Raw genomic sequence first — 24,399 nt, 5'->3', positions numbered from 1 at the left:
ACCAAAGGCACTTGCGCGCCGCAACGGCCGGGGCGGCCCGGCAGGTCGGACCGCCCCGACTTCGCTCGGCTCAGTTGCGCTGGCGCGCGATCTGGTGACAGCCGCCGCAGCTCTTGCCCACCTCGCCCTGGGCGGCCGCGATCGTCGCCGCGTTGCCGGTATTGGCCGCGGCGACCAGCTTGGCCGACTCCCCCGCGAAGCGGTCGATCGCCGCCTTGTAGTCGGCCGGCTTCTCCCAGATCGCCGGCAGTGCCGCCGTCTTCACGCCCGATTCCGGCCCGGTCCCTGCAGGGAACCAGCTAACCATCTGATTGGCGATCTCGTTGATCTTGGAGGCGCGGGCAGACGCGTCCTCCTTGGTGATCGAGCCCGCCTTGGCGGCGTCGCCGATCCCCTTCATCTCGGCACCCAGCGTCTTCATCGCCTGCTGGCGTGCCGCGATGATGTCGGCCGGCGGACGCTGCTGCGCCTCGGCCATCAACCCCACTCCCAGTACCGCAGCGAAGGCCGCCACGAAGACCGAGCCCCGACCCAGAACGCTCATGTCCTACCTCTCCCATTGCGCGCCATACGGCGCGTCGCCGTTCGGGGTAGAATCCCCCTGATCCGGCAGACGAAACCGACCCTATCGTATCAGGCTTCAACCGGGACTCACGAGTTCGTGACGGAAACCATGCCAAAGCTCCGATCGCTCTGCGTCTACTGCGGTGCCCAGGCCGGGCACGACCCCGCCCACCGGGCAGCCGCCGAGGAACTGGGCCGGCTGCTCGCCCGGCAGGGCACCGAGCTCGTCTTCGGCGGCGGGCGCGTCGGCCTCATGGGCATTCTGGCCGATGCCTGCCTGGCGGCAGGCGGGCGCGTCGTCGGCATAATCCCGCGCCGGCTCTACACCATCGAGATCGCCCATGCCGGCGTCAGCGAGCTGGTCGTCGTCGACAATATGCACGAGCGCAAGCGCCGGATGGTCGAGCGGGCCTCGGCCGTGGCCGTCCTGCCGGGGGCGCTTGGTACCCTGGACGAAACCATGGAAGTGGCGACCTGGCGCCAGATCGGCCTGCACGACCTGCCGATCGGCATCCTCGACATCGGCGGCTACTGGCAGCCCCTGCTGGCCCTGATCGACCACGCCATCGCCGCCGGCTACGGGCCGGACGCGTTGCGTGACTATTTCACCGTCGCCGACAGCGTGCCCGCCCTCCTGGCGACGCTCGAGGCGGCGCCGGCGCCGCGCTTTGCCTTTCAGGATCGCTGGGCCTGATTTGCGCGGATACGCCGCGCTTGCCTGGCAGGTGCGAGGTGCTATCGTGCGCCGCTTATCGCCCGCCCGCACCCCCTGCCCGGCGGGCTTACCCTCTTTCGAGAGCCCGGAGACCAATCCCCGTGAAGAAGATCAAGGTCGCGAACCCCGTCGTCGAGATGGACGGCGACGAGATGACCCGCATCATCTGGCAGATGATCAAGGACAAGCTGATCCTGCCCTATCTCGACATCGACCTGAAGTACTACGACCTCAGCGTCCAGAAGCGGGACGAGACGAACGACCAGATCACGATCGATTCGGCCGAGGCGACGAAGAAGTACGGCGTCGCCGTGAAGTGCGCCACGATCACGCCGGACGAGCAGCGGGTCGAGGAGTTCGGCCTGAAGAAGATGTGGAAGTCGCCCAACGGCACGATCCGCAACATCCTCGACGGCTCGATCTTCCGCGAGCCGATCATCTGCAAGAACGTGCCGCGCATCGTTCCCACCTGGACGCAGCCCATCGTCATCGGCCGCCATGCCTTCGGCGACCAGTATCGCGCGACAGACTTCGTGGTGCCGGGCAAGGGTAAGCTGACGATCACCTTCGTGCCCGAGGACGGCGGCAAGACGATCGAGCACGAGGTCTACAAGTTCCCGGGCGGCGGCGTGGCGCTGGCCATGTACAACCTGGACGAATCGATCGCCGCCTTCGCGCGCACCTGCTTCAACTACGGGCTGGAGCGGAAGTACCCGGTCTATCTCTCGACCAAGAACACCATCCTCAAGGCCTATGACGGGCGCTTCAAGGACATCTTCCAGGAGGTGTTCGACCAGGAGTTCGCCGACAAGTTCAAGGCCGCCTCGCTCACCTACGAGCATCGCCTGATCGACGACATGGTGGCGAGCGCGCTGAAGTGGTCGGGCGGGTTCGTCTGGGCGTGCAAGAACTACGACGGCGACGTGCAGAGCGACGTGGTGGCCCAGGGCTACGGCTCGCTCGGCATGATGACGTCCGTGCTGCTGACGCCGGACGGCAAGACCGTAGAGGCCGAGGCCGCGCACGGCACGGTCACCCGCCATTATCGCGAGCACCAGAAGGGCAAGGAGACGTCGACCAACCCGATCGCGTCGATCTTCGCCTGGACCCGCGGCCTCTATTACCGCGCCAAGTTCGACGGCACGCCGGACGTGGCGAAGTTCGCCGAGACGCTGGAGAAGGTCTGCGTCGACACGGTCGAGGCCGGCTTCATGACCAAGGACCTGGCACTGCTGATCGGGCCGAACCAGCCCTGGCTGACGACCAACCAGTTCCTCGACAAGCTCGACCAGAACCTGCAGGCCGCCCTGGCCTGACCGGTTCCGATCGGCGATCGCGCGGGAGGGGCGGCCAGGCCTGGCCGCCCCTTCTCGTTTCGGCTCAGACCGGCTGCGACAGGATGAAGGCCTTCCGGAACGAGCCTTCGGTCAGGTAGTCCTGCACCAGCCATTCCGGATGGGCCGCCCGCCATTCGTTGAAGGCACGCTGCTCGCCCAACTGCGGGTTGCCGCGGAACTGGAACCAGTCGTCGAAGATGACGATGGTGCCGTCGCGGAAATAGGGCGTGCAGAAGGCCAGCGCCTGCTTGGCCGATTCATAGAGGTCGCTGTCGATATGGACGACGGCGATGCGCTTCAGCTCCAGCCGCGCCGCGGCCTCGGGCGTCAACGACTGTTCGTAGAACCCCTCGACGATCCGCACCTTGTCGAGATCGACGCCGACCTTGCGCAGCTCCTTCAGGAACTCGTCGCGGGGGGCTGCGTATGCTCCCTCGCGGAATATCGGCAGGATCGAATCGATCTTTCCCGGCTTGGGCACGCCGGAAAAGGAGTCGAAGGCGATGAAGCGCATCTGCTCCCATTGCTGGCGGGCCCAGACCTTGCTCATGTCGGTCGGGTCGTCCTTGCCGCCGGCCGCGTCCCAGCGCCCGCCCAGGAAGCCGGCGACGATCTGCATCGCCGAAAAATAGGCTTGGATGAAGCTGGAGCCGCGGAAGACGCCGAACTCCAGGTAGTCACCGTCCAGTTGGGATATTTCAAAGGCATGATGGACGAGAAGGTTCTCGGTCCAGCGCAGCGATTCCAGGGAATGCATCGGGCGAGCGGGCACGGCTTCGCGATCTCCGATCTGAAGCAGCGGAACGCCGACCCCCCGCCGACGCACGATTGCTAAGATCGAGGATGCTAGCGGCCTCTCGCGGGAAACTCTAGCCGCGATGGCCCGATGCGCGTAACCGGGTGGGCCTGCCGGCCGTCCCCGGTCGTGCGCGGATGCGTCAGGCGGCCTCGGCCCGGGCCGACAAGGCGCCTTCGATCGCGGCCAGCGCGGCCTCGGCGCGGGCCGGATCGGGCCCGCCGGCCTGGGCCATGTCGGCGCGGCCGCCGCCGCCCTTGCCGCCCAGCGCCTCGGCCCCGACGCGGACCAGGTCCACGGCGCTGAAGCGGCCGGTCAGGTCGTCGGTGACGCCCACCACGAGCGAGACCTTGCCCTCGTCGATGCCGGCGATGGCGACGACGCCGGAGCCGAGCTGCCGCTTCAATTCGTCGGCCAGCCCCTTCAGTTCGCGGCCCGGCATGCCCTCGACCTTGCGGCCGGTGAAGCGGATGCCGGCCACTTCCTTCACCGCCTGGGCGGCACCGCCACCGCCGGAGGCAAGCTGGCGGCGCGCATCGGCCAGTTCGCGCTCGAGCCGACGGCGGTCCTCCAGCAGGCTGGAGACCCGCGCCGGCAGGTCCGAGGGCGTGACCTTCAGCACGCCGGCGGCCTCGCGCAGGATGGCCTCCTCGCGCTTGAAGTGGGCCAGCGCGCCGATGCCGGTGACGGCCTCGACGCGGCGAACGCCGGCGGCCACGGCCCCCTCGCCCAGGATCTTGAAGACCCCGATGTCGCCCGCCCGGCGGACGTGGGTCCCGCCGCACAGCTCGACCGAGAAGTCCTCGCCGCCCATGCTGACGACGCGGACCTCGTCGCCATACTTCTCGCCGAAGAGCGCCATCGCGCCGGCGGCGACCGCCTCATCGGGCGCCATCAGCTTGGTCGCGACGTCGGCGTTGTGGCGGATCCGGTCGTTCACCTCGGCCTCGACGGCGGCGATGTCGTCCGGCGTCAGCGGATTGGGGTGGCTGATGTCGAAGCGCAGCCGGTCCGGGGCCACGAGCGAGCCCTTCTGCGTCACATGCTCGCCCAGGCGATTGCGCAATGCCTTGTGCAGCAGATGGGTGGCCGAGTGGTTGGCCCGCAGGCGCGACCGGCGCTCGCCATCGACCCGCAGTTCGACCACGTCGCCCACGGACAGGCGCCCGCGCTCCACCCGGCCGAGATGGACGAACAACGTGCCCGCGCGCTTGACCGTATCGCTGACCGCGATCTCGGCGCCGCCGGGGGAAAACATCGCCCCGGCATCGCCCATCTGGCCACCGGATTCCGCATAGAACGGTGTCTGGTTGACGATGACCGACACCGACTGGCCGGCCTCGGCCGCCTCGACCTCGCTGCCGTCGACCAGGATGGCGGCCACCTTGCCTTCGGCCATCTCGGTGTCGTAGCCGAGGAACTCGGTCGCGCCGACCCGCTCCTTCACGTCGAACCAGACATGACCCTCGGCGGCATCGCCGGAGCCCGCCCACGCCGCCCGGGCGTCGGCCCGCTGGCGCGCCATGGCGGTGTCGAAGCCGGCGGTGTCGACCGCCAGGCCGCGCGCGCGCAGCACGTCCTGCGTCAGGTCGAGCGGGAAGCCGAAGGTGTCGTAGAGCTTGAACGCGACCTCGCCCGGCAGCCCCTTGCCCGGCGGCAGCCGCTCGACCTCGTCGTCGAGCAGGCGCAGGCCGCGATCCAGCGTCTGCTTGAAGCGCGTCTCCTCCAGCCGCAGCGTCTCGGTCACCAGGGCCTCGGCGCGGACCAGCTCGGGATAGGCCTGCCCCATCTGGCGGATGAGCGCCGGCACCAGCTTCCACACGACCGGCTCGGTGGCGCCCAGGATGTGGGCATGGCGCATCGCGCGGCGCATGATCCGGCGCAGCACGTAGCCGCGCCCTTCGTTCGACGGCAGCACGCCGTCGGCGATGAGGAAGCTGGTGGAGCGCAGATGGTCGGCGATCACCCGGTGCGAGACGGCGTGCGGCCCGTCCGCCGCCGTGTTCGTCGCCTCCGCCGAGGCGGTGATCAGGGCCCGCATCAGGTCGATGTCGTAATTGTCGTGCTTGCCCTGCAGGACCGCCGCCAGCCGCTCCAGCCCCATGCCGGTGTCGATCGACGGCCGCGGCAGCGACACCCGGTGGTCGGCTGCAAGCTGCTCGTACTGCATGAAGACGAGGTTCCAGATCTCGATGAAACGGTCGCCGTCGCCGTCGGGGCTGCCGGGCGGGCCGCCCGCGATGTGGGGGCCGTGATCGTAGAAAATCTCAGAGCACGGGCCGCAAGGGCCGGTGTCGCCCATCGCCCAGAAATTGTCCGAGGTGGCGATGCGGATGATGCGCCGGTCGTCGAGGCCGGCGATGCGGCGCCAGAAGCCCGCTGCCTCCTCGTCCTCGTGATAGACCGTGACCAGCAGCCGCTCGCGGTCGAGGCCGAAGTCGCGCGTGATCAGGTTCCAGGCCAGCTCGATCGCGCGTTCCTTGAAATAGTCGCCGAACGAGAAGTTGCCCAGCATTTCGAAGAAGGTGTGGTGGCGCGCGGTGTAGCCGACATTCTCCAGGTCGTTGTGCTTGCCGCCGGCGCGCACGCACTTCTGCGAGGTGGCGGCGCGGACGTAGTCGCGCTTCTCGACCCCGGTGAAGACGTTCTTGAACTGCACCATGCCGGCATTGGTGAAGAGCAACGTCGGGTCGTTGCGCGGCACCAGCGGGCTGGAGGCGACGACCGCATGGCCTTCGCCGGCGAAGTAGCCGAGGAACTGGGCGCGAATGTCGTTCGCCGAAGTCATGCGGGGCCTCTCGATCCTGCTATTGCGTGCCTGCTGCGGGGTCGACCGGGTGCTTGGGCGATCCCGCTTCGTTCCATCGAACCGGTGCTTCTATAGGCTGCTGGAAACCCTGTCCAGAACGGCCGGGCCGCACGGAACAGGTGGAAACGCAGAAGGCCGGGGCTTTTTCGGCCCCGGCCTTCCGTCGTCGGAATGCTGGAGCCGGCGCTAGCCGTCGGCGTCGCCCTCGCCGGCCGAGGCGCCGCTCATCATGGCGTCGGCGACCAGGCCGGCGTTCTGGCGGATGGCCTGCTCGATCGTCTGGGCCAGGGCCGGGTTGTCGCGCAGGAAATTCTTGGCGTTCTCGCGCCCCTGGCCGATGCGCTGGCCCTGGTGCGAGAACCACGAGCCGGACTTCTCGACGACGCCGGCCTGGACGCCGAGATCGACCAGTTCGCCCGTCTTCGACACGCCCTCGCCATACATGATGTCGAACTCGACGACGCGGAAGGGCGGCGCCATCTTGTTCTTCACGACCTTGACCCGGGTGGTGTTGCCGGTCACCTGGTCACGGTCCTTGATCGAGCCGATGCGGCGGATGTCGAGCCGGACCGAGGCATAGAACTTCAGCGCGTTGCCGCCGGTGGTCGTCTCGGGGCTGCCGAACATCACGCCGATCTTCAGGCGGATCTGGTTGATGAAGATCACCAGGCAGCCCGACTTGGAGATCGAGCCGGTCAGTTTGCGCAGCGCCTGGCTCATCAGGCGCGCCTGCAGGCCGACATGGCTGTCGCCCATCTCGCCTTCGAGCTCGGCGCGCGGCACCAGGGCGGCCACACTGTCGACCACCAGCACGTCGATGGCGCCGGAGCGCACCAGCGTATCGGCGATCTCCAGCGCCTGCTCGCCGGCATCGGGCTGCGAAATCAGCAGTTCGTCGATGTTGACGCCCAGCTTGCGGGCATAGCTCGGGTCCAGCGCATGCTCGGCGTCGACGAACGCGCAGGTGCCGCCGGCCTTCTGCGCCTCGGCCACGACATGCAGGGCCAGCGTCGTCTTGCCCGAGCTTTCCGGCCCGTAGATCTCGACCACCCGGCCGCGCGGCAGGCCGCCGATGCCAAGCGCGATGTCGAGGCCGAGCGAGCCGGTCGAGATCACTTCCGCCTCGGTCGAGGCCGGGCGGGCGCCCAGCTTCATCACCGAGCCGCGGCCGAATGCCCGTTCGATCTGGCTGAGGGCGGCCTCGAGAGCCTTGGTCTTGTCCACGGTTTCCTTGTCCACCAAACGCAGCGCGGCTTGCGACATAGCCCGGTCCCCTTATTCCACGCCCATGGGGGCGATGCAATGACGGGCACCGTACTTCATTTGTTCACGTCGGTCGAGGGCGAATGTTCGTTGTTCGTTCTCCTGCGCCATGGCCGAAAAACGACACCCGCCCTCGGCCGGCGAGAGATGGCTTGCGGTCAGTCGTCGCGGTGCGTGCGCTCCATCCGCTCGTGCCGCTCCTGCGCCTCCAGGCTGAGGGTGGCGATCGGGCGGGCCTCCAGCCGGCGCAGGCCGATCGGCTCGCTCGTCTCCTCGCAATAGCCGTAGCTGCCATCCTCGATGCGTTCGAGCGCGGCATCGATCTTGGCGATCAGCTTGCGCTCCCGATCCCGGGTGCGCAGTTCGAGCGAGCGGTCCGTCTCCAGCGAGGCCCGGTCGGTCAGGTCGGGCTGGGACAGCGTCTCTTCCTTGAGGTGCTGCAGCGTCTCGGTCGATTCCCGCTGCAGTTCCGCCCGCCAGCGCAGCAGCTTCTGGCGGAAATACTCCCGCTGCAGCGGGTTCATGAACGACTCGCGCTCCGACGGCAGGTAGCCCGGCGGCAGGTCAGGCCGCTCGGCCGCCGCCTCGTCCACCTGGGTATCGCCGTCGAATGCGGAAGATCGGTAGGATTCCCCGGCCTTGCCGGTCACCGCAGCCGTCATAGCGACGAACTTGAGGTTGCCGGAATTTTCGCGATTGGAACTAGCCTTCACGGTGGCGCTCCCTCAACCCGTCCTCGTCGGTAGGTGGTTAGCGATACTTCTAGGATTGCTCAAGCGCGATTGCGTTACGGCGCGCGCCAAAGCGTGGCAGCAGGGGTGAAAGCAAGAGCAATGCCGCGATCGCCAGGCAGGTCGCCGAGATCGGCCGTTCGACGAAGGTCATGAAGTCGCCCTGCGCCAGCAGCAGCGCCTTGCGCAGGTTGTTCTCCAGCATCGGGCCCAGCACGAAGGCCAGCACCAGGGGTGCCGGCTCGTAGCCGAACTTGCGCATCAGGTAGCCCAGCACGCCGAAGCCGATCATCAGGTAGACGTCGAAGATGGCCCCCGAGGCCGTGTAGACGCCGATGACGCAGAACAGCAGGATCAGCGGGAAGAGGATGCGATAGGGCACCTTCAGCAGCTGCACCCACATGCCGATCAGCGGCAGGTTGAGGATCAGCAGCATGATGTTGCCGATATACATGCTGGCGACGATGCCCCAGAAGATGTCGGGCTTCTGCACCATCAGCAGCGGCCCCGGCTGCAGGCCGTGGACGATGAAGGCGCCCATCAGCAGGGCCATCACGACATTGGGCGGGATACCCAGCGTCATCAGCGGGATGAAGCCGCCGCCGGCCGCGGCGTTGTTGGCCGCCTCCGGCCCGGCCACGCCCTCGATCGCCCCTTTCCCGAAGCGCTCCGGCGTTTTCGACAGGCGCTTTTCCAGCCCGTAGGACAGGAAGGACGAGATCACCGCCCCGCCGCCCGGCAGGATGCCCAGGATGAAGCCCAGGACCGAGCCGCGGGCCAGCGGCCAGGCGCTCCGCCGCCAGTCGTCGCGGGTCGGCATCAGGCCGGTGATGCGGCGGGCGAAGATCTCGCGCTTCAGCTCCTGTTCCAGGTTGGCCAGGATCTCGGCCACGCCGAAGAGGCCCATGACGATCGGCACCAGCCCCAGCCCGTCCACCAGCTCCATGCGGTCGAAGGTGAGGCGCGGGATGGCGGTGATCGAGTCCAGGCCGACCAGGCCCAGGATCAGGCCGGCCGCCGCCATGATCACGGCCTTCACCAGCGAGCCGTGCGACAGGTAGGCCAGGATCGACAGGCCCAGCACCATCAGGCTGAAATATTCGGCCGGGCCGAACTTGATGGCAAAGCGCGCCAGCGTCGGCGCCACCAGCATCAGGCCGACGACCGCCAGCGTGCCGGCGAGGAACGAGCCGATGGCGGCCATCCCGAGTGCGGCCCCTGCCCGCCCCTGGCGCGCCATCTGGTAGCCGTCGAGGCAGGTGACGACCGACGCCGCCTCGCCCGGGATGTTGACCAGGATGGCGGTGGTAGAGCCGCCATACATCGAGCCGTAATAGACCCCGGCCATCAGGATGATGGCCGATTCCGGCGGCACGGCGAAGGTGGCGGGCAGCAGCAGCGACATCGCGGCCACCGGGCCGATGCCGGGCAGCACGCCGATCAGCGTGCCGACGAAGACGCCGCCGAAGCAATAGGCGAGGTTGATCGGGCTGAGCGCGACGGAGAAGCCGAGCGCCAGGCTGTTGAGGAGATCCATCGCGGCCCCGGCGCTACAGGTAGAAGATGCCGCGGGGCAGGCCGACGCCCAGCCACTTGTCGAACACCAGGAAGGTGATCGCAGTCGCCGACAGCGCCACGGTCGCAGCCGTGACCGGCGGGTTGCGGTCGACCGCCAGCATCAGGACCAGCAGGAAGGCGAAGGTGGAGAGCAGGTAGCCGACCGGCAGCAGGGCCACGGCATAGATCGCCAGCACGACGACCGCGCCCACCGGCTTCCACCAGTGGAGGTCACGCCACAAGGCCCGGATGCCCGCCTCCGCCGGCCGCGCCAGGGCCTGGCCCAGCTGCACCAGCGCCAGGACCACCAGCAGCAGGCCGACCCAGAACAGCACGAAGCCCGAGCCAGGGTCGTTGGCCGACCCCAGGCCCAGCTCGTACCCCTCCCAGGCGACGAAGGCACCGGCGGCCAGCCACAGCAGACCGCTCGGCAGGTCGGGCCGCACCAGCCCGGCCCCCGCTACCGCCCTGCCCCGCTCACTTGGCCTTCAGGCCCAGCATCTCGACCAGCTTGGCCTCCTGGGCGATCGAGGCGCGCGCGAACTTGTCGTAATCGGCCGTCGACATATAGAAGGGCTCCATGTCGAACTTGCGCATGGCCTCGGCATAGGAGGGCTCCTCCATGCCTTTCTTGAAGGCATCGTGGAGCTTGGCGACGATCTTGGGGTCCATGCCCTTCGGCCCGGCGATGCCGAACGGCGAGTTCGAAACGAGGTCGAACCCGGCCTCCTTCAAGGTCGGCACGTCGGGCCACCGCTTGGAACGCTGCTGGCCCCAGATCACCAGCAGGCGCAGTTCCTTGGCGTCGACCAGGCTGCCCCAGCCGGTGGAATCCGCCACTGCCGAGACGTGGCCGCCCAGCACCGCCGCGTTCGTCTCCGCCCCGCCCTTGAAGGGGACGTGGGTGAACTTGACGCCGGCCATGGCGGCGATCTGCTCCATGGTGATGTGCAGGGAGGTGCCGGCACCGGGCGTGCCGTAGCTGACCTTGCCGGGGTTCGCCTTTGCGTCGGCCACCAGTTCCCCGAACGTCTTCCACTTGGCGTCCGCCTTCACGACGACGCCGAAGGTATAGCCAGTGACGTTCAGGATGTAGGTGAAGTCCTTTGCCGGATCGAACGAGGTCTTCACCATGTTGGGCAGGCGGAAGACCGTGATCGGCATCTGCGCGATGGTATAGCCGTCGGGCTTGGCGCCCGCCGCCATTACGGCCGGTCCGGCCGTGCCGCTGGCCCCGGCCTTGTTCTCGATGACGATCGGCTGGCCCAGATGCTTGGAGGCCGCCTCGGCCAATGCCCGCATGGTCAGGTCGCTCGACCCGCCGGCCGGCCATGGCACGATGAAGGTGACGGGCTTGGACGGATAGGTGTCGGCCAGTGCCGGACCGGCAGCCGGTACGCCAGAAATGGCCAGGACGCCGGCGAACGCCGACAGAATCGTCCTGCGGTTGAGCATGATATCCTCCCCTGAATACTTTTATTGGGGCGGATAGTACGGAGTCGGCCGTCTGGATGCGACCAGGAACTTCCGCCCCGCTTCGCCAAGGCCCGGTTCGGCGAAGCCATCTCGGCCGGCTTTCGACGGCTGCCGGACCGATGCGCTTCGGGCGGTCCGCGATCAGATTCGCTGCATGCCGTGGCGGCGCAGGATCTCCATCTGCTCGCGCCCGCCGCGCTCGCGGTGGCGGCGATAGATCTCCCGCGCACCTTCCGCGTCCCCCCGGCGGATGGCGTCGACCACGGCGGCATGCTCCTCGACCGATTGCGACGGCTTCGGCCGCAGGCGCAGCGTGAACATGCGCGCGCGGTGGGCCTGGTCCCAGCACTGCATCACCATCCCGGCCAGCCGCCGGTTGCCGCACAGCCGCAGCAGATGCAGGTGGTAATCCTCGTCGGCCCGGGCCCATGCCTCCAGGTCGTCGCGTGCCAGCGCCGCCGCCATCTCGCGGCAGGCGGCATCGAAGGGCGCCAGCTCCGCCTCGCCCGGGCGCCGGGCGGCCACCAGGGCGACGGCGGTCGGCTCCAGGCTGGCCAGCACGTCATAGATCTCCTGCATGTCGGCCAGTGCCAGCGGCAGGATGCGCACGCCATGGCGCGGCACGATGGCGACCAGCCCCTCCTCCTGGAGGCGGATCAGGGCCTCGCGCACGGGCGTGCGGCTGACCCCGCATAGGTCGACCAGTTCCTGCTCCAGGAACTGGCCGCCCGGCGGCAGGGCATTGTCGAGGATGCGCTGCTTCAGCGCCGCATAGGCACCGTCGCGCGACGACGAGCGGACCGGCGCCGGCTGCACGCGCGTCCGCCCCTCAGGTCCGCGCGACCACCCCCGACACCGTGCGCGACAGCAGGCTCGACAGGCCCAGCACGATCAGCAGGATGACCGACTGCAGGACGCTGAAGGCCGCCGTCGCCCCGGCATTGCCGCCCTCGTAGAGATCGAGCAGCAGCACCGCCATGACGATGGTGTCGTTGGTGAAGAGGAACAGGGACGAGCCCAGCTCGCGGATCGCCAGGATGAAGAGCAGCGTCATCGCCGCCACCACGCCCGGCCGCGCGATCGGCAGGACGATGCGCAGGATGGTCTGCAACGTGCCGCGGCCGCAGATGCGCGATGCCTCCTCCAGCTCCTTGTGGATCTGCATCAGCGAGCTCGACAGCACCTTCAGCGTGTCGGGCAGGAAGCGGGCGACCAGCGCCAGCGCCAGGATCCAGGTGGTACCCCACAGGCCGCCCGGCAGGCCGATCCATGCCCAGAGATAGGCAACGCCGATCACCAGGCCCGGGATCGCCACCGGCGCGGTCGCCAGCAGATCGAGCAGGCGGCGGCCGGGAAGCTGCGTCCGCGTCACCGTGTAGCCGATGGCAAAGGCCAGCGCACCGCCGAAGAAGGCGGTGATGAAGCCGACCTCCAGCGTGTTCCAGATCGACCGCCACACCACCTCGGTGCCGAGCAGGCGCTCGAAATGCAGCAGGGAATAGTGCTTGGCCTCGAACAGGCTGCCCAGGGTGGGAATGAACATGAAGCGCCGGAAGGCCGCGATCAGCAGGGCCGCACAGGGCAGGATCACCACGACCAGAAGGTAGACGATCGCCAATGCCAGCGTGAACCAGCGCCAGCGGCCGAGATTGAGCTCGCGCGGCTTGAACGACTTGCCCGTCACCGTGACGAAGCTGCGGCGCGACAGCACCCGCTGCTGCAGCCAGACGCAGAAGCCGGTGACGACAATCAGCAGGATCGCGACGGCAGCCGCCGTGTTGAAGAGCGGCGGCGACCAGGAGGTCAGCGCGAAGATGTAGGTCGTCAGCACGCTGATCTTGGCCGGCGTGCCCAGCACGGCCGGGATGCCGTAGATGCCCAGCATGACGATGAAGGTCAGCAGCATGCTGGAAATGATGGCGGGCGCGATCAGCGGGAAGGTGATCGTGAACATGGTCCGCAGCGGGCCGGCGCCCGACACCTCGGCCGCCTCCTCCAGCGAGGGGTCCATGTTCTTCAGGGTCGAGACGACGAAGAGGTAGACATAGGGGGCGTAGTACATGCCGAAGACCAGGATCACCCCGGTCATGCTGTAGAGGTTGATCCGGAAATCGAGCCCCATCTGCTTGAAGAGGGTGTTGAAAAGCCCGGTCGTCGGCGACCCCAGGATCGACCAGGCGACCGCACCCACCAGCGGCGGCACGAACAGCGGCATGATGCCGGCGCTCTCGATCAGCCGCTTGCAGGGTGTGTTGGTGCGGGCGACGATCCAGGCGAAGCCGACGCCGATGATCAGCGCCACCACGGTGCCCGCGGCGCAGATGACCAGCGTGTTCACCATCGCCGACTGCACGCTCGAGCTGGCCATCACCGACGTGAAGTTGGCGATCGACAGGTCGAACTTGCCGAAGCCGTCGACGATCGGGTTGGTCTTGGTCAACGCACCCAGCAACAGCATGGCGACCGGATAGGCGACCAGGAACAGCAGCAGGATCAGCAGGCAGCCGGTCCACACCCGCCCCGCCCAGCGGCCGGAGAGGCGGGTTCCACCGCCCCCGCGGCCGACCGTATCCGCCGTCATCGTCATGGACCCCTCCCCGAACTTGTTTTTTGCCTATGCGTTCGCCAGCAGATACCAGGAACCGGTGCCTGCCCAGCCCCTACATCGGGTGATCGCGGCCATGCGCGGCGGCCGAGCGCATGATGCCGGCCCGCGTGCCGGCATGGACGACGTGGCTGCGCGGCTCGATCCCCAGCATCTCGGCGATGTCGCCGGCGCAGGCCACCGCCTCCTCCGTCGTGACGCCGGTGTCGATGCCCATGTCGTTCAGCATGTGCACGATGTCCTCGGTCGGCAGGTTGCCGACGGACGCCATCGAGGTCGGCGTCATGATGCCGCCGCCGATGCCGCAGATGCTGCCCTCGACGAAGCTGGCGCCGGCATCCATCGCGGCCAGGATGTTGGCCGTGCCGGTGCCGGCCAGGTTGTGGACATGGAAGCCCAGTTCGACATCCGCATGGCGGTCGAGGATGCGGCGGAAAAGGCTGCCGACATGGCGGGCATCCTCCATCCCGAGCGAGCCCGCCAGGTAGTAGCGGCGGATGCCGGCGTCCCGGAACCGGTCGATCAGGTCCAGCACGCGCTCCTCCGGGATCGGCCCATCATAGGCGCACCAGAAGGACATGCCGATCGCCAGCAGGAACGGGATGCCGGCGGCATCGGTGATGCGAAAGGTCTCGATCGCGGCATCGACGCCTTGCGCGATCGTCATGTTCTGGTTCTTGCGGTTGTAGGCCTCGCTGGCGGTGATCAGCCCCAGCACCTCGTCCACCCGGGCGGCCACCGCGCGCTGGGCGCCGCGCGGGTTGGGCGCCTGGCCGCGATAGACGGTGCCCGGCCGGCGGCGGATGCGCTCCATCACCGCCTCGGCATCCTTCAGGTGCGGGATGACACGCGGGTGGGCGAAGTTGGTGACCTCGACCACCGGGAAGCCGGCGTCCGACAGGCGGTCGACCATCGTCACCTTCACGTCGGTATCGACCCAGCGATGGAAGCTCTGGAGGCCATCGCGGGCGGCGACGTCGACGACGGTCATCTTCTCGGGGATGTGCAGCATGGCGGATGGCCCCTTCAGATCTTCAGGCCGGCGGCGCGGACCTCGTCCTCGCTGAAGCCGAGCTGGCCGATCAGCACCTCGCGATTGTGGTCGCCCAGCTTCGGCCCGGCATGGGCGACGCGGCCCGGCGTGTCCGACAGCTTGCCGACGACGTTCTGGAAGCGCACCGGCCCGCCCAGCTCGGGATCCTCGACGGTGACGATGTTCTCGCGCGCCTGGTAGTGCGGGTCGTTGAAGATCTGGCTGATGTCGTTGACCGGCGCGACGGTGGCATCGACTTTCAGGAAGCGCGCCAGCATGTCGTCATAGTCCAGGCCCGCGATCGCCTCCGCCATCACCGCATCCAGCGCGTGGACGTTGATGAGGCGCAGCCGGTTGTTGAGGAAACGCGGGTCCTTGGGAACGTGCGGGATTTCCAGGGCGTCGCACATGCGCTCGAAGGTCGACTGCGCCGCCCCGGCGATGGCGACGTAGCGGCCGTCGCGCGTGCGGTAGCAGTTCCGGGGCGAGGTGAAGTTGTGCAGGCTGCCCGTGCGCTCCTGGACGATGCCGAGCTGGTCGAAATTGACGGCGTGCGGCCCCATCAGCGTGAACAGCGGCTCGTAGAGGGCAAGGTCGATGTACTGGCCGCGCCCACCATTGTTGGCCCGCCCCTGGAGCGCCACCATCGACAGGTAGGCGCCCATCAGGCCGGCGGTCGAATCCGCCAGGCCGAAGGACGGCAGGATCGGCGGCCGGTCCGGATAGCCGTTGGTGAAGGCAAAGCCGCTATAGGCCTCGGCCAGGGTGCCGAAGCCGGGGCGCGAGCTGTTCGGGCCCGTCTGGCCGAAGCCGGTGATGCGCAGCATGACGAGCTTGGGGTTGATCGCCGACAGCACGTCCCAGCCGATGCCCCAGCGCTCCAGCGTGCCCGGCCGGAAATTCTCGCAGACGATGTCGGCGTCCTTGATGAGGCGCTTCACCGCCTGGACGCCGAAGGGCGTGCGCATGTCGATGGTGACCGACCGCTTGTTGCGGTTGATCACCTTGTAATAGAGGCCGACCCCGTCCTTGTCGTTGCCCCAGTAGCGCATCTCGTCGCCGGTGTCCGGCCGCTCCACCTTGATCACGTCGGCGCCGAAATCGGCCATGAACATCGACGCGATGGGGGCGGCCAGGAAGCAGGACAGGTCGACGACCCGGATGCCGGCGAGCGGCAGGCGGGGTGCTGCGTCCGCGGATGGCGTGCCTTGCATGTTTCCCTCCCGAGGGACTCTTCTGATCGTTCCTCCATCTATACGGACCCGCCAAGACGGGGGTCAATGTATACGTAGTCGTCAGGCAATATGTTGACGCCACGGGGTGCCGTCCCTAACGTCGTCCGTCCGAGGCGCGTGGGAGGCGAGCCATACGGCTCCTGCGCACCCACCAGACGCACCAGAAGAGTGCGGAAGAACGAACGAACCGGAGGAGACGCACGGACATGGCCAAGCTGAGCGGTATCGGACACGCCACCCTGCCCGCGCTGGCGGCACTGCTTCTGGGCAGTACCGCGGCCCTGGCGCAGGAATGCTGTCCGAAGGAACTGGTCGACGCCGCGAACAAGGAGGGCAAGCTCGTCCTCTACACGGCGCTCTTGCTCGACAGCGAGCAGATCGTGATGAAGGAGTTCAACAAGAAGTTCCCCCGGGTGAAGGTGGACATCGTCCGCGCGCCCGGTGCCCGGCTGTTCACCCGCATCGAGACCGAGGCTGCCGCCGGCAAGCTCGGCGCCGACGTCATCGACATGACCGACCGCGGGCTGGCCAAGCGGATGGAGGGCGTCTTCGCCGACTATGCGCCGCCCAATGCCGACCAGTGGAACAAGGAGACGATGATCTCTCCCAAGCTGTGGTCGCGTACGACGCACGTCTATGGCCTGGCCTACAACACCGCCCTCGTGAAGGACCCGCCCAAGTCGTGGCAGGACATGACCAAGCCCGCCTACAAGGGCCGGATGGGTCTTGTCATCGCCGGCTCCGGCGGCACGACCTGGACCACCGCCATGTACCAGCGCAAGGTGCTGGGCGAAGGCTACTGGAAGGCCGTGGCCGATGTGGAGCCGCGCCTCTACGAAAGCAACGGGCCATTGGCCACCGCCGTCGTCAGCGGCGAGGTGCAGGTGGCGATGCTGCTGGTCAATGGCAGCCTGCCCTTGAAGCTGGACGGCGCGCCGATCGAGGTTGTCTATCCGACCGAGGGCATGCCGACGACGCCCGGCGCCGCCGGCATCACCAAGACCGCCGTCAACCCGAACGCCGCCAAGCTCTTCCTCAACTGGTTCCTGTCGCTCGAGGGCCAGAACGCGATGGTCGGCAAGCTGGGCTTCGTGTCGTTGCTGAAGGGGGCCGACGTGCCGCCCGGCGCACCCAAGGACATCAAGCTCTGGATTCCGGACAAGGACGAGTACGAGAAGATCCGCGACAAGTGGATCGACGAATGGAACGTCGTCTACAAGTACCGGCAGTGACCGGCTGAGGGAAAGCGCGCGCCATGTCGGCGGACCTCACCGTCGAGGAGCTCGAGAAGAGCTTCGCACCCGGCATCCGACCGGCGGTCGATCGGGTTTCGTTTCATGTTCCCGCCGGCGAGATCGTCGTCCTGCTCGGGCCCTCGGGCTGCGGCAAGACGACGACCTTGCGGATGGTGGCCGGCCTGGAGCGGCCGACCGGCGGGATGATCTCGATCGGCGGGCGCGTGGTGGCCAGGGCGGCGACGGGGGAACTCGTCTCCGCCCAGCACCGCGAGGTCGGCATGGTCTTCCAGTCCTATGCCGTCTGGCCGCACATGACGGTGCAGGAAAACGTCGCCTACCCGCTGCGCCACAGGAAGGTCAGCCGGGCCGACATCCGCACCAAGGTGGCCGAGGCCCTGCAACTGGTCGGGTTGGAGGATTACGCCAGCCGCTCGGTCACGGCCCTGTCGGGCGGGCAGATGCAGCGGGTGGCACTGGCGCGGGCGCTGGTCTATCGGCCGCAACTGCTGCTGCTGGACGAGCCCCTGTCCAACCTCGACGCCAAGCTGCGCCTGCGCCTGCGCGACGACCTGCGCCGCATCATCAAGGAGGCGGGCGTCACCGCCCTCTACGTCACCCACGACCAGGCCGAAGCCGTCGTGCTGGGCGACCGCATCGGCGTGATGCGCGACGGCCACCTGCTGCAGATGACCGATCCCGTCACCCTCTACAACCGGCCGGCCGACCTGTTCGTCGCCAACTTCACCGGCGCCTCGAACATGCTGGACGGCCGCATCGGCAGCGACGGCCGCTCGGTCGAGCTGGCCGGCGGGGCGCGGCTGGCCGCCGAACTGCCGGAAGGCGCCACGCCCGGCGTGCCGGCGGTCATCGCCATCCGGCCCGAGAACCTGATGCTGGCGCCGCCCGGCAGCGAGGGTACCGGCCTGCATGGCCGCATCGTCACCGAGACCTTCCACGGCACCCAGACCATCTACCGGGTGGAGGCGATGGGCTCGATCCTCGAGGCCGTGGAGATGGGAACCGTCCCCCGCTTCGCCCCCGGTGCCGACGTCACGGTACAGGTCCCGGCATCGGCCTGCCGCGTCTTCGTCGGCAAGGCCGCCGACCGGACCGGGATCGACGCAGAGGCGCGCGTCGAACACTGAGCACGGGCCGAATGCCGGTTTCCCGGCATTCGGCCCGTAGCTCAGACGAGAGTCGCGTCGAGGGTGATCGTCGCGTTCAGAACCTTCGACACCGGGCAGCCGGCCTTGGCCTTGCCGGCCAGTTCCTCGAAGGTCTTCTGGTCGGTGCCGGGGATCTTGGCCTTCAAAGTCAGGTGGACGGCGGTGATGGCGAAGCCGGCTTCCGCCTTCTCCAGCGTGACCTTGGCGGTCGTGTCCATCTGCTCGGCCGTCAGCCCGGCCTCGCCCAGGATCAGCGAAAGCGCCATGGTGAAGCAGCCGGCATGGGCCGCCCCCAGCAGCTCTTCCGGGTTGGTGCCGCGCACGCCCTCGAAGCGGGCGGCGAAGCCATAGGGATGGGCATCGAGCGCGCCGCTTTCGGTCGAGATCGAGCCCTTGCCGTCCTTGAGCCCGCCCTTCCAGGCGGCCGATGCCTGCTTGGTGATCTTCATCTCTGGTCCTCCGGTTGCGGTGGCGATGATATGGGGGCGTCGTCCTGCGGCGTCACCTGCCCGGCCGTGCCGTCGACGGACAACATCTGGCCGTTCTGCATGTTCCCCCAGGCGGCGTCGGGAATGTCCGACACGATCGGGATGCCGGCCAGGATGGCACCCTGGACGACGCTCGGGTCCGGCGGGTCGCGGGTGACGATGGCGACCGGATGGTTGCCGTGCTTGAAGAGCTGGTAGAGGAAGCGCCAGGCGCCGGCGGAGCCGCGGCTGTAGGGAAAGACCAGCACCGTCCCCTTCACCGACATGCCGTGCACGCTGGGCAGGTCGCCCACCACCTGGCCGGTGTTGATGTCGACGTCGCCCAGGAACGAGATGGCCTCGGACGCGAAGAGCGCGGGACCGCTCGCCTGGCCCTCGACGATCGCCCTGCCCGTGATCGGCGGCTTCATGCCGCCCTCCCGTTGCGTACGAAGCGGCCCGTCATCGCCGTCTCGATCGCCTCGGCCGTGCCGGTCAGCAGGGTGTCGCAGCGGATCATGTCGCGGACGTATTTCGCCTGTTTGGCGGAGTCGACCACGATCGAGCGCAGGGGTGGCGGCACCACGCCCAGCTTGGGATCGGGCGACACGGTGCGGGCGAAGTGGCACGAGATCGGGCAGGTGTCGGAGATCACCTTGGCGCCCGATGCCTCCAGCGTACGGATGATGCCGGCCTCCTCGGCCATGCGGCGCACGGCCCGGCTGGTGGTGATCCAGAACTCCATGCCGTCAGCCACCCGCTTGCCGTCGATCAGGCGGGCATAGTCCTTCATCTCCTCGAACGAGGCATGCGGGCAGCCGACGTGGACGATGTCGAACACCCCGTCGTCGCGGGTGCAGAAATAGTCGTAGACCGCGTCCAGGTCGGCGCGCTTCGCATCGACAGCCTGTTCGGGCACGCGGCCGCCGGCGAACGCCTGCGCCGTCGTGGCATAGGGCGGCGTCACCCCCGGCACGATGAAGAGTGCCACGCCGCCCGAGGTGGCCAGGGCCGCCCCTAGCGCGTCCAGCGCATCCAGGCTCGGCCGTTCGGTGAAGCCCTCGAACACCGGCACGCCCTCGCCGACGATGCGCCCGACATGGAAGCCCAGGGCCGAATAGTCCGTGACCGAGCGCAATGGCGTATCGACCCGCACCAGGTGCGTGCCGCGCCGATTCTCGTCCAGGTGATAGCCGAACAGCGGATAGCGCCCGGTGATGCCGGCATAGACGGCAAAGAACCCGTCGCGGTTCGACCGCGCGCCCAGCACCGAGTTGCAGAAGATCGTGACCGTCGATTCGATCGAGGTCATGTGGGTGTTCCAGGTCGGCCAGTGGCCGGCCCAGTAGGGCGTGCAGGTGAAGGTGCAGGCCGCCCCCATCTGGTGCTGGGCGCCGGCCGCGCGCTGCTGCAGGCGGGCCAGGCTCTCGGGCGCGCCGGTCGCCCGCCAGTTGACCGTGTCCGCATTGGCGATGTTGACCGAGGACGGGACCGCCATCCTGGCGCCCATCGTCGCCAGGTCCTCCATCAGCTCGACATCGTGCAGGTAGAGCGCCATGCCGGCATGAATATGGGCATAGCCGATCTCGACCATGCGCGGGGCGTCGAACGCCCGCCCGAGTTGCACCAAGCCCGACATCGCCTTCTGTTTGGCGGGGCCATCCCCGCCGTCCAGCATTCGTTCCTCGGCCGCGGTCAATCGCATCGTCGCTACCTCCCAGTGGGTCGGAGCATAGCGTCATCCGCCGGCCTCGCCAGCCGCATGGCACGTCCTCGTCGCGGATCGGCCGCGATGCTACCGTTCGGCGAACGACCAAGGCCGGCGCAGGCAGAAAGACCCAGGAAGCATGAACGAGGCCGGCGTTCCGCCTGCGCGTTGGCGCGGCTATATCGACGAGGCCACGCACGAGGCGGTCAGCGGCTGGGTCCAGGGCGGCGCCGATCCCGATCGGCCGGTCGTGCTGGAGATTTCCTGCAACGGCGTGCCGGTCGCGCGCGTGGTGGCGGACCGCTACCGGGCCGACCTGAAGGCAGCCGGCATCGGCGGCGGCCGGCATGGCTTCACGGTGCGATTGCCGGGCAATCTGCCGAGAGACCAGCGGCATGTCGTCCATGTACGGCGCCAGATCGACGGCGGCGACATACCCCGGTCACCGATCACGCTCGGTGCCGCCCGATCGTTCGACGCCGCCGCGCATTCATCGATCGTCCAGGCCGTGGCCGAAGTGACGACGGAGGCCGGCGCGCAGGCCGCTCTGGCCTTCCTCGCAGCGCAGACCAACCGCCTGCTCCAGCGCCGCGCTACCTGGGCGGACACGCCGGCCGGCCGGCGGCGGGCGCTCGTCGTGGACGAGACGACGCCGAACCCTGCGTTCGGTGCTGGGGCCGTCGCCATCCTGTCGCACATGCGGGCGCTGCAGCAGCTCGGTTATCAGGTCAGCTTCATCGCCGCCTATGACGGCGCACCCGATCCCGTCGCCGTCGCCGCACTGGAAGCAACCGGCATCGAACATTGCGGCCAGCCGTTCCACCCGTCGGTGGAGGAGCTGCTGCGCCGCCGCGCCGGCGCCTTCGATCTCGTCTATCTCTACCGGGCAAGCAGTGCGGCCGGATATCTGGGCCTCGCCCGGCGCTACTGCCCGGGCGCCCGCATCGTCTTCAGCGTCTGCGACCTCCACCACCTGCGGATGGCGCGCCAAGCCACGCTGGAGAAGGACGACACCCTGCTGGCAAAAAGCCGCGCGATGCGGCGGACCGAGCTGTCGGCCGTTCGCCTGGCCGATGCCGTCGTCACCCATTCGACGGCCGAGGCCGACATCCTGCGGCGCGCAGCACCCCGGGTGGCGATCCATGTCGTGCCATGGGCGACGCCGCTGCAACCCGTCTCACGCCCGTTCGGCCAGCGCCGTGGCATCGCCTTCATCGGTGGCTACAACCATCTGCCGAACTGTGACGCGGCGACCTGGCTTGCGGCGGAGATCATGCCCATCCTGCGCCGCGCCGACCCCTCCATCACCTGCCTGCTGGTCGGCAGCGACATGCCGGAATCGGTCCGCCGGCTGGCCGGGGACGGCATCGAGGCGGTGGGTCCGGTCGACGACCTGGCATCCGTCTTCGAACGGGTGCGGGCGACGGTGGCACCCTTGCGCTACGGGGCCGGGATCAAGGGCAAGGTGCTGAGCAGCCTCGCCGCCGGGGTGCCTTGCGTGATGACCCCGCTGGCGGCCGAGGGCATCGCGCTGACGCCCATCCTGGGCGCGCTGGTCGGGCGGGATGCCGCCGGCATCGCCGGCCTGCTACACCGGATGCATTCCGACCCGGCAGCCAATCGCGCGGCTGCCAGCGCCGGCCTGGACCTGATCGGGGCGGGCTACTCCGAGGCGCACGTCGCGGCGGCGCTCGAGTTGGCCCTCGCTCCGGCGGCATAAGGGCCGCGCCGGCCACCCGTTGCTCCATTGTCGGGCAACGAGCAGCCAAATAGATTGGGCGCCAGCTTCAAACACTCGATCGGACGATTGATGATATCCCCCGGCTCGCGCCCTGATCACTCGCGCCCTGGTCCTTCGCGTATTGCCCATGGCGGCAAGTCCGTTTTCGGCGCCCGGCTTGGCATACTCATGCTCGAAGCGCGCTTTCCGCGTATCCCGGGCGATATGGGCAATGCCCGCACCTGGCCGTTCCCGGTCCTCTACAAGGTGGTCTCGGGTGCGTCGCCCGACCGGGTCGTGCGCCGCAAGGCCGAGGGGCTGCTGCCCGATTTCCTGGCCGCGGCCGAAGAGCTGGTGCGGCTGGGCGCGGACGGCATCACCACCAATTGCGGGTTCCTGTCGCTCTACCAGAAGCAGTTGGCCGCCCATGTCGGCGTGCCGGTCGCCACCTCCAGCCTGATGCAGGTGCCGATGGTGCAGGCCACCCTGCCGCCGGGGCAGAAGGTCGGCATCCTGACGATCAGCGGCGCCTCGATGACAGCAGCCCATCTGGAGGCGGCGGGCGTCGCCCCGGGCACGCCGGTGATGGGCACCGAGGGCGGCCGCGAATTCAGCCGCGCCATCATCGAGAACGAGGACCGGATGGATGTGGCCGCCGCCGAGGCCGACATCCTGGAATACGGGGCCAAGCTGGCGGCGAGCGACCCGGCGATCGGCGCCATCGTGCTCGAATGCACCAACATGGTGCCCTATGCCGCGGCCCTGCGCGCCCATGTCGGCCTGCCGGTGTTCGACATCTACAGCTTTGCCTCCTGGTTTCATGCCGGATTGTCGCCCCGGGACTTCGGCCACCCGGCCAGCGCACCGGCCGAATGGCGCGAGCGTGGCCGCAGCGGCAATTGACATTCCCGCGGCCCGGGCCTTGCAATGTTCGTCGGTCGATCCATCAGGTTCGGCCGGCGCATATGCGCGCCGGGGGGCAACTACGGGAGACGGACGATGATAGGCAGATCGCTGCTGCTGGCGGGTATCGGCGCCGCCATGGGCATTGCGGGGCCAGCTTCGGCCCAGACGATCGAGTTCGTGGCCGGCCAGTTGGGCGGCGGCTGGTACACGATGTCGTCGGGCATGGCCAAGATGATGCAGGACAAGAATCCGGGCCTGACGATCAAGGTCGTGCCGGGTGGCGGCACCGCCAACCCGTCCAAGATCCAGCAGGGCCAGAGCCAGCTCGGCATGGGCCTCGACATCTTCTCGAAGATGGCGCGCGAGGGCACAGGGGTCTATGCCGGCCGCAAGCACGACAAGGTCGTGATGATCGGCCAGAGCTTCTCCGACAACTACGTCCACTTCATCAAGGCCCAGAACGCGCCCTACACCTTCGAGGACGTGTTCAAGCAGAAGAACGTGAAGATCGGCGTCACCAAGGCCGGTTCCTCGGACGAGATGACCTACCGTTTCGTCATGGAGGAATACGGCCAGTCCTATGACAAGCTGCGCGCCAACGGCTGGAAGATCGTCCAGGGGGACTACAACGAGCTGGCGTCGTCCTACAAGGACGGCCAGGTCGACTATGTGTTCCTGGTGCTGGGTATCCCGGGAGCGGCCGTCATCGACATGGGGACGGGCCGCAAGGGCGAACTGATGACCTGGCCCAAGACCCTGTCGGACACGCTGGTCTCGAAGTACGGCTATTCGCCGGCGACCTTCCCCAAGGCGACCTATCCCTCGTTCCAGAACGCCGATGTCAGCGCCATCCTGATGGCGACCACGCTCATGGCGTCGAGCGACCTGTCGGACGACATCGCCTACAAGGTGGCCAAGACCTTGTGCGAGAATACGGCCGAACTGCCCAAGATCCATGCCAGCATGGATGTCTACAAGTGCGAGACGGCGGTGAAGATCCAGCCGGTCCCGGTCCATCCCGGCGCGATGAAGTACTACAAGGAAAAGGGTTTCGGCTCCTGAGCCTGTAGCGA

22 protein-coding genes are annotated in these 24,399 nt (G+C 68.1%); 7 read left to right on the top strand and 15 right to left on the bottom strand.

Features of this window, described 5'->3' with window-relative positions:
• Positions 1-70: 70 nt before the first annotated feature.
• Positions 71-544, bottom strand: coding sequence for a c-type cytochrome (locus STVA_RS11775; RefSeq protein WP_123688139.1), 474 nt, complete (start codon positions 542-544; stop codon positions 71-73).
• 129 nt (positions 545-673) lie between these two features.
• On the opposite strand from STVA_RS11775, the gene STVA_RS11770 reads away from it, so the two are divergent.
• Together STVA_RS11770 and STVA_RS11765 are read left to right on the top strand one after the other, a co-directional pair.
• Positions 674-1,258, top strand: a complete 585-nt coding sequence (locus STVA_RS11770) for an LOG family protein (RefSeq protein WP_123688138.1) — start codon at positions 674-676, stop codon at positions 1,256-1,258.
• Between the two features lie 122 nt (positions 1,259-1,380).
• Entirely contained in the window at positions 1,381-2,595 is a 1,215-nt protein-coding gene (locus tag STVA_RS11765) for an NADP-dependent isocitrate dehydrogenase (RefSeq protein ID WP_123688137.1), read from the top strand.
• A 64-nt stretch (positions 2,596-2,659) separates the two neighbouring features.
• Here the strand turns inward: STVA_RS11765 and STVA_RS11760 are convergent, their stop codons facing one another.
• The 11 genes from STVA_RS11760 to STVA_RS11710 all read right to left on the bottom strand — a co-directional run bounded on the left by STVA_RS11760 (position 2,660) and on the right by STVA_RS11710 (position 16,100).
• Positions 2,660-3,388 carry a TylF/MycF/NovP-related O-methyltransferase gene (locus STVA_RS11760; protein ID WP_142235749.1) on the bottom strand — a complete coding sequence of 243 codons (729 nt, stop codon included), beginning with the start codon at positions 3,386-3,388 and terminating at the stop codon, positions 2,660-2,662.
• A gap of 166 nt (positions 3,389-3,554) precedes the next feature.
• On the bottom strand, positions 3,555-6,200 hold the full coding sequence (alaS, locus tag STVA_RS11755) for an alanine--tRNA ligase (protein WP_123688135.1): 2,646 nt from the start codon (positions 6,198-6,200) through the stop codon (positions 3,555-3,557).
• Between the two features lie 207 nt (positions 6,201-6,407).
• Positions 6,408-7,484, bottom strand: a complete 1,077-nt coding sequence (gene recA / locus STVA_RS11750) for a recombinase RecA (RefSeq protein WP_123688134.1) — start codon at positions 7,482-7,484, stop codon at positions 6,408-6,410.
• Positions 7,485-7,642: 158 nt separating this feature from the next.
• Entirely contained in the window at positions 7,643-8,008 is a 366-nt protein-coding gene (dksA, locus tag STVA_RS11745; RefSeq protein ID WP_245978231.1) for an RNA polymerase-binding protein DksA, read from the bottom strand.
• A 238-nt stretch (positions 8,009-8,246) separates the two neighbouring features.
• A complete protein-coding gene (locus STVA_RS11740) occupies positions 8,247-9,752 on the bottom strand; it encodes a tripartite tricarboxylate transporter permease (RefSeq protein ID WP_123688132.1) in 1,506 nt (501 codons plus the stop codon).
• Positions 9,753-9,765: 13 nt separating this feature from the next.
• Positions 9,766-10,218, bottom strand: a complete 453-nt coding sequence (locus STVA_RS11735) for a tripartite tricarboxylate transporter TctB family protein (protein ID WP_170216301.1) — start codon at positions 10,216-10,218, stop codon at positions 9,766-9,768.
• Positions 10,219-10,249: 31 nt separating this feature from the next.
• On the bottom strand, positions 10,250-11,227 hold the full coding sequence (locus STVA_RS11730; protein ID WP_123688130.1) for a tripartite tricarboxylate transporter substrate binding protein: 978 nt from the start codon (positions 11,225-11,227) through the stop codon (positions 10,250-10,252).
• A 162-nt stretch (positions 11,228-11,389) separates the two neighbouring features.
• Positions 11,390-12,064, bottom strand: a complete 675-nt coding sequence (locus STVA_RS11725; protein ID WP_123688129.1) for a GntR family transcriptional regulator — start codon at positions 12,062-12,064, stop codon at positions 11,390-11,392.
• Positions 12,065-12,077: 13 nt separating this feature from the next.
• Positions 12,078-13,835 carry an ABC transporter permease gene (locus STVA_RS11720; protein WP_197735852.1) on the bottom strand — a complete coding sequence of 586 codons (1,758 nt, stop codon included), beginning with the start codon at positions 13,833-13,835 and terminating at the stop codon, positions 12,078-12,080.
• A gap of 73 nt (positions 13,836-13,908) precedes the next feature.
• Positions 13,909-14,865, bottom strand: a complete 957-nt coding sequence (locus STVA_RS11715) for a beta/alpha barrel domain-containing protein (RefSeq protein WP_123688128.1) — start codon at positions 14,863-14,865, stop codon at positions 13,909-13,911.
• Positions 14,866-14,879: 14 nt separating this feature from the next.
• Positions 14,880-16,100 carry a CaiB/BaiF CoA transferase family protein gene (locus tag STVA_RS11710; RefSeq protein WP_123688127.1) on the bottom strand — a complete coding sequence of 407 codons (1,221 nt, stop codon included), beginning with the start codon at positions 16,098-16,100 and terminating at the stop codon, positions 14,880-14,882.
• Between the two features lie 227 nt (positions 16,101-16,327).
• On the opposite strand from STVA_RS11710, the gene STVA_RS11705 reads away from it, so the two are divergent.
• Complete coding sequence (locus STVA_RS11705; RefSeq protein WP_197735851.1) at positions 16,328-17,353, top strand: ABC transporter substrate-binding protein; 1,026 nt, start codon at positions 16,328-16,330, stop codon at positions 17,351-17,353.
• A 23-nt stretch (positions 17,354-17,376) separates the two neighbouring features.
• Positions 17,377-18,504, top strand: a complete 1,128-nt coding sequence (locus STVA_RS11700; protein WP_123688126.1) for an ABC transporter ATP-binding protein — start codon at positions 17,377-17,379, stop codon at positions 18,502-18,504.
• 41 nt (positions 18,505-18,545) lie between these two features.
• Here the strand turns inward: STVA_RS11700 and STVA_RS11695 are convergent, their stop codons facing one another.
• From STVA_RS11695 to STVA_RS11685, 3 genes are read right to left on the bottom strand one after another with little or no spacing between them, the layout of a single operon-like run.
• Positions 18,546-18,974, bottom strand: coding sequence for an OsmC family protein (locus tag STVA_RS11695; protein WP_123688125.1), 429 nt, complete (start codon positions 18,972-18,974; stop codon positions 18,546-18,548).
• Positions 18,971-19,423 (bottom strand): aconitase X swivel domain-containing protein, encoded by a 453-nt coding sequence (locus STVA_RS11690; RefSeq protein WP_123688124.1) that lies wholly within the window; start codon positions 19,421-19,423, stop codon positions 18,971-18,973. The genes STVA_RS11695 and STVA_RS11690 overlap by 4 nt, the downstream gene beginning before the upstream one ends.
• Complete coding sequence (locus STVA_RS11685) at positions 19,420-20,697, bottom strand: aconitase X catalytic domain-containing protein (protein ID WP_123688123.1); 1,278 nt, start codon at positions 20,695-20,697, stop codon at positions 19,420-19,422. The genes STVA_RS11690 and STVA_RS11685 overlap by 4 nt, the downstream gene beginning before the upstream one ends.
• A 142-nt stretch (positions 20,698-20,839) precedes the next feature.
• Here STVA_RS11685 and STVA_RS11680 point away from each other — a divergent pair, with 142 nt between their 5' ends.
• The 3 genes from STVA_RS11680 (at position 20,840) to STVA_RS11670 (ending at position 24,388) form a co-directional block, all read left to right on the top strand.
• A complete protein-coding gene (locus STVA_RS11680; RefSeq protein ID WP_123688122.1) occupies positions 20,840-22,420 on the top strand; it encodes a glycosyltransferase in 1,581 nt (526 codons plus the stop codon).
• 189 nt (positions 22,421-22,609) lie between these two features.
• A complete protein-coding gene (locus STVA_RS11675; protein ID WP_245978164.1) occupies positions 22,610-23,323 on the top strand; it encodes an aspartate/glutamate racemase family protein in 714 nt (237 codons plus the stop codon).
• A 96-nt stretch (positions 23,324-23,419) separates the two neighbouring features.
• Positions 23,420-24,388 carry a TAXI family TRAP transporter solute-binding subunit gene (locus STVA_RS11670; RefSeq protein ID WP_170216300.1) on the top strand — a complete coding sequence of 323 codons (969 nt, stop codon included), beginning with the start codon at positions 23,420-23,422 and terminating at the stop codon, positions 24,386-24,388.
• Positions 24,389-24,399 lie beyond the last annotated feature (11 nt).

The sequence above is a fragment of the Stella humosa genome, from assembly GCF_006738645.1.
GTDB classification, from domain to species: Bacteria; Pseudomonadota; Alphaproteobacteria; order ATCC43930; family Allostellaceae; genus Allostella; species Allostella humosa.
The sequence above is the reverse complement of the archived record's forward strand: the minus strand, read 5'-3'. Positions and strand labels throughout refer to the sequence as shown.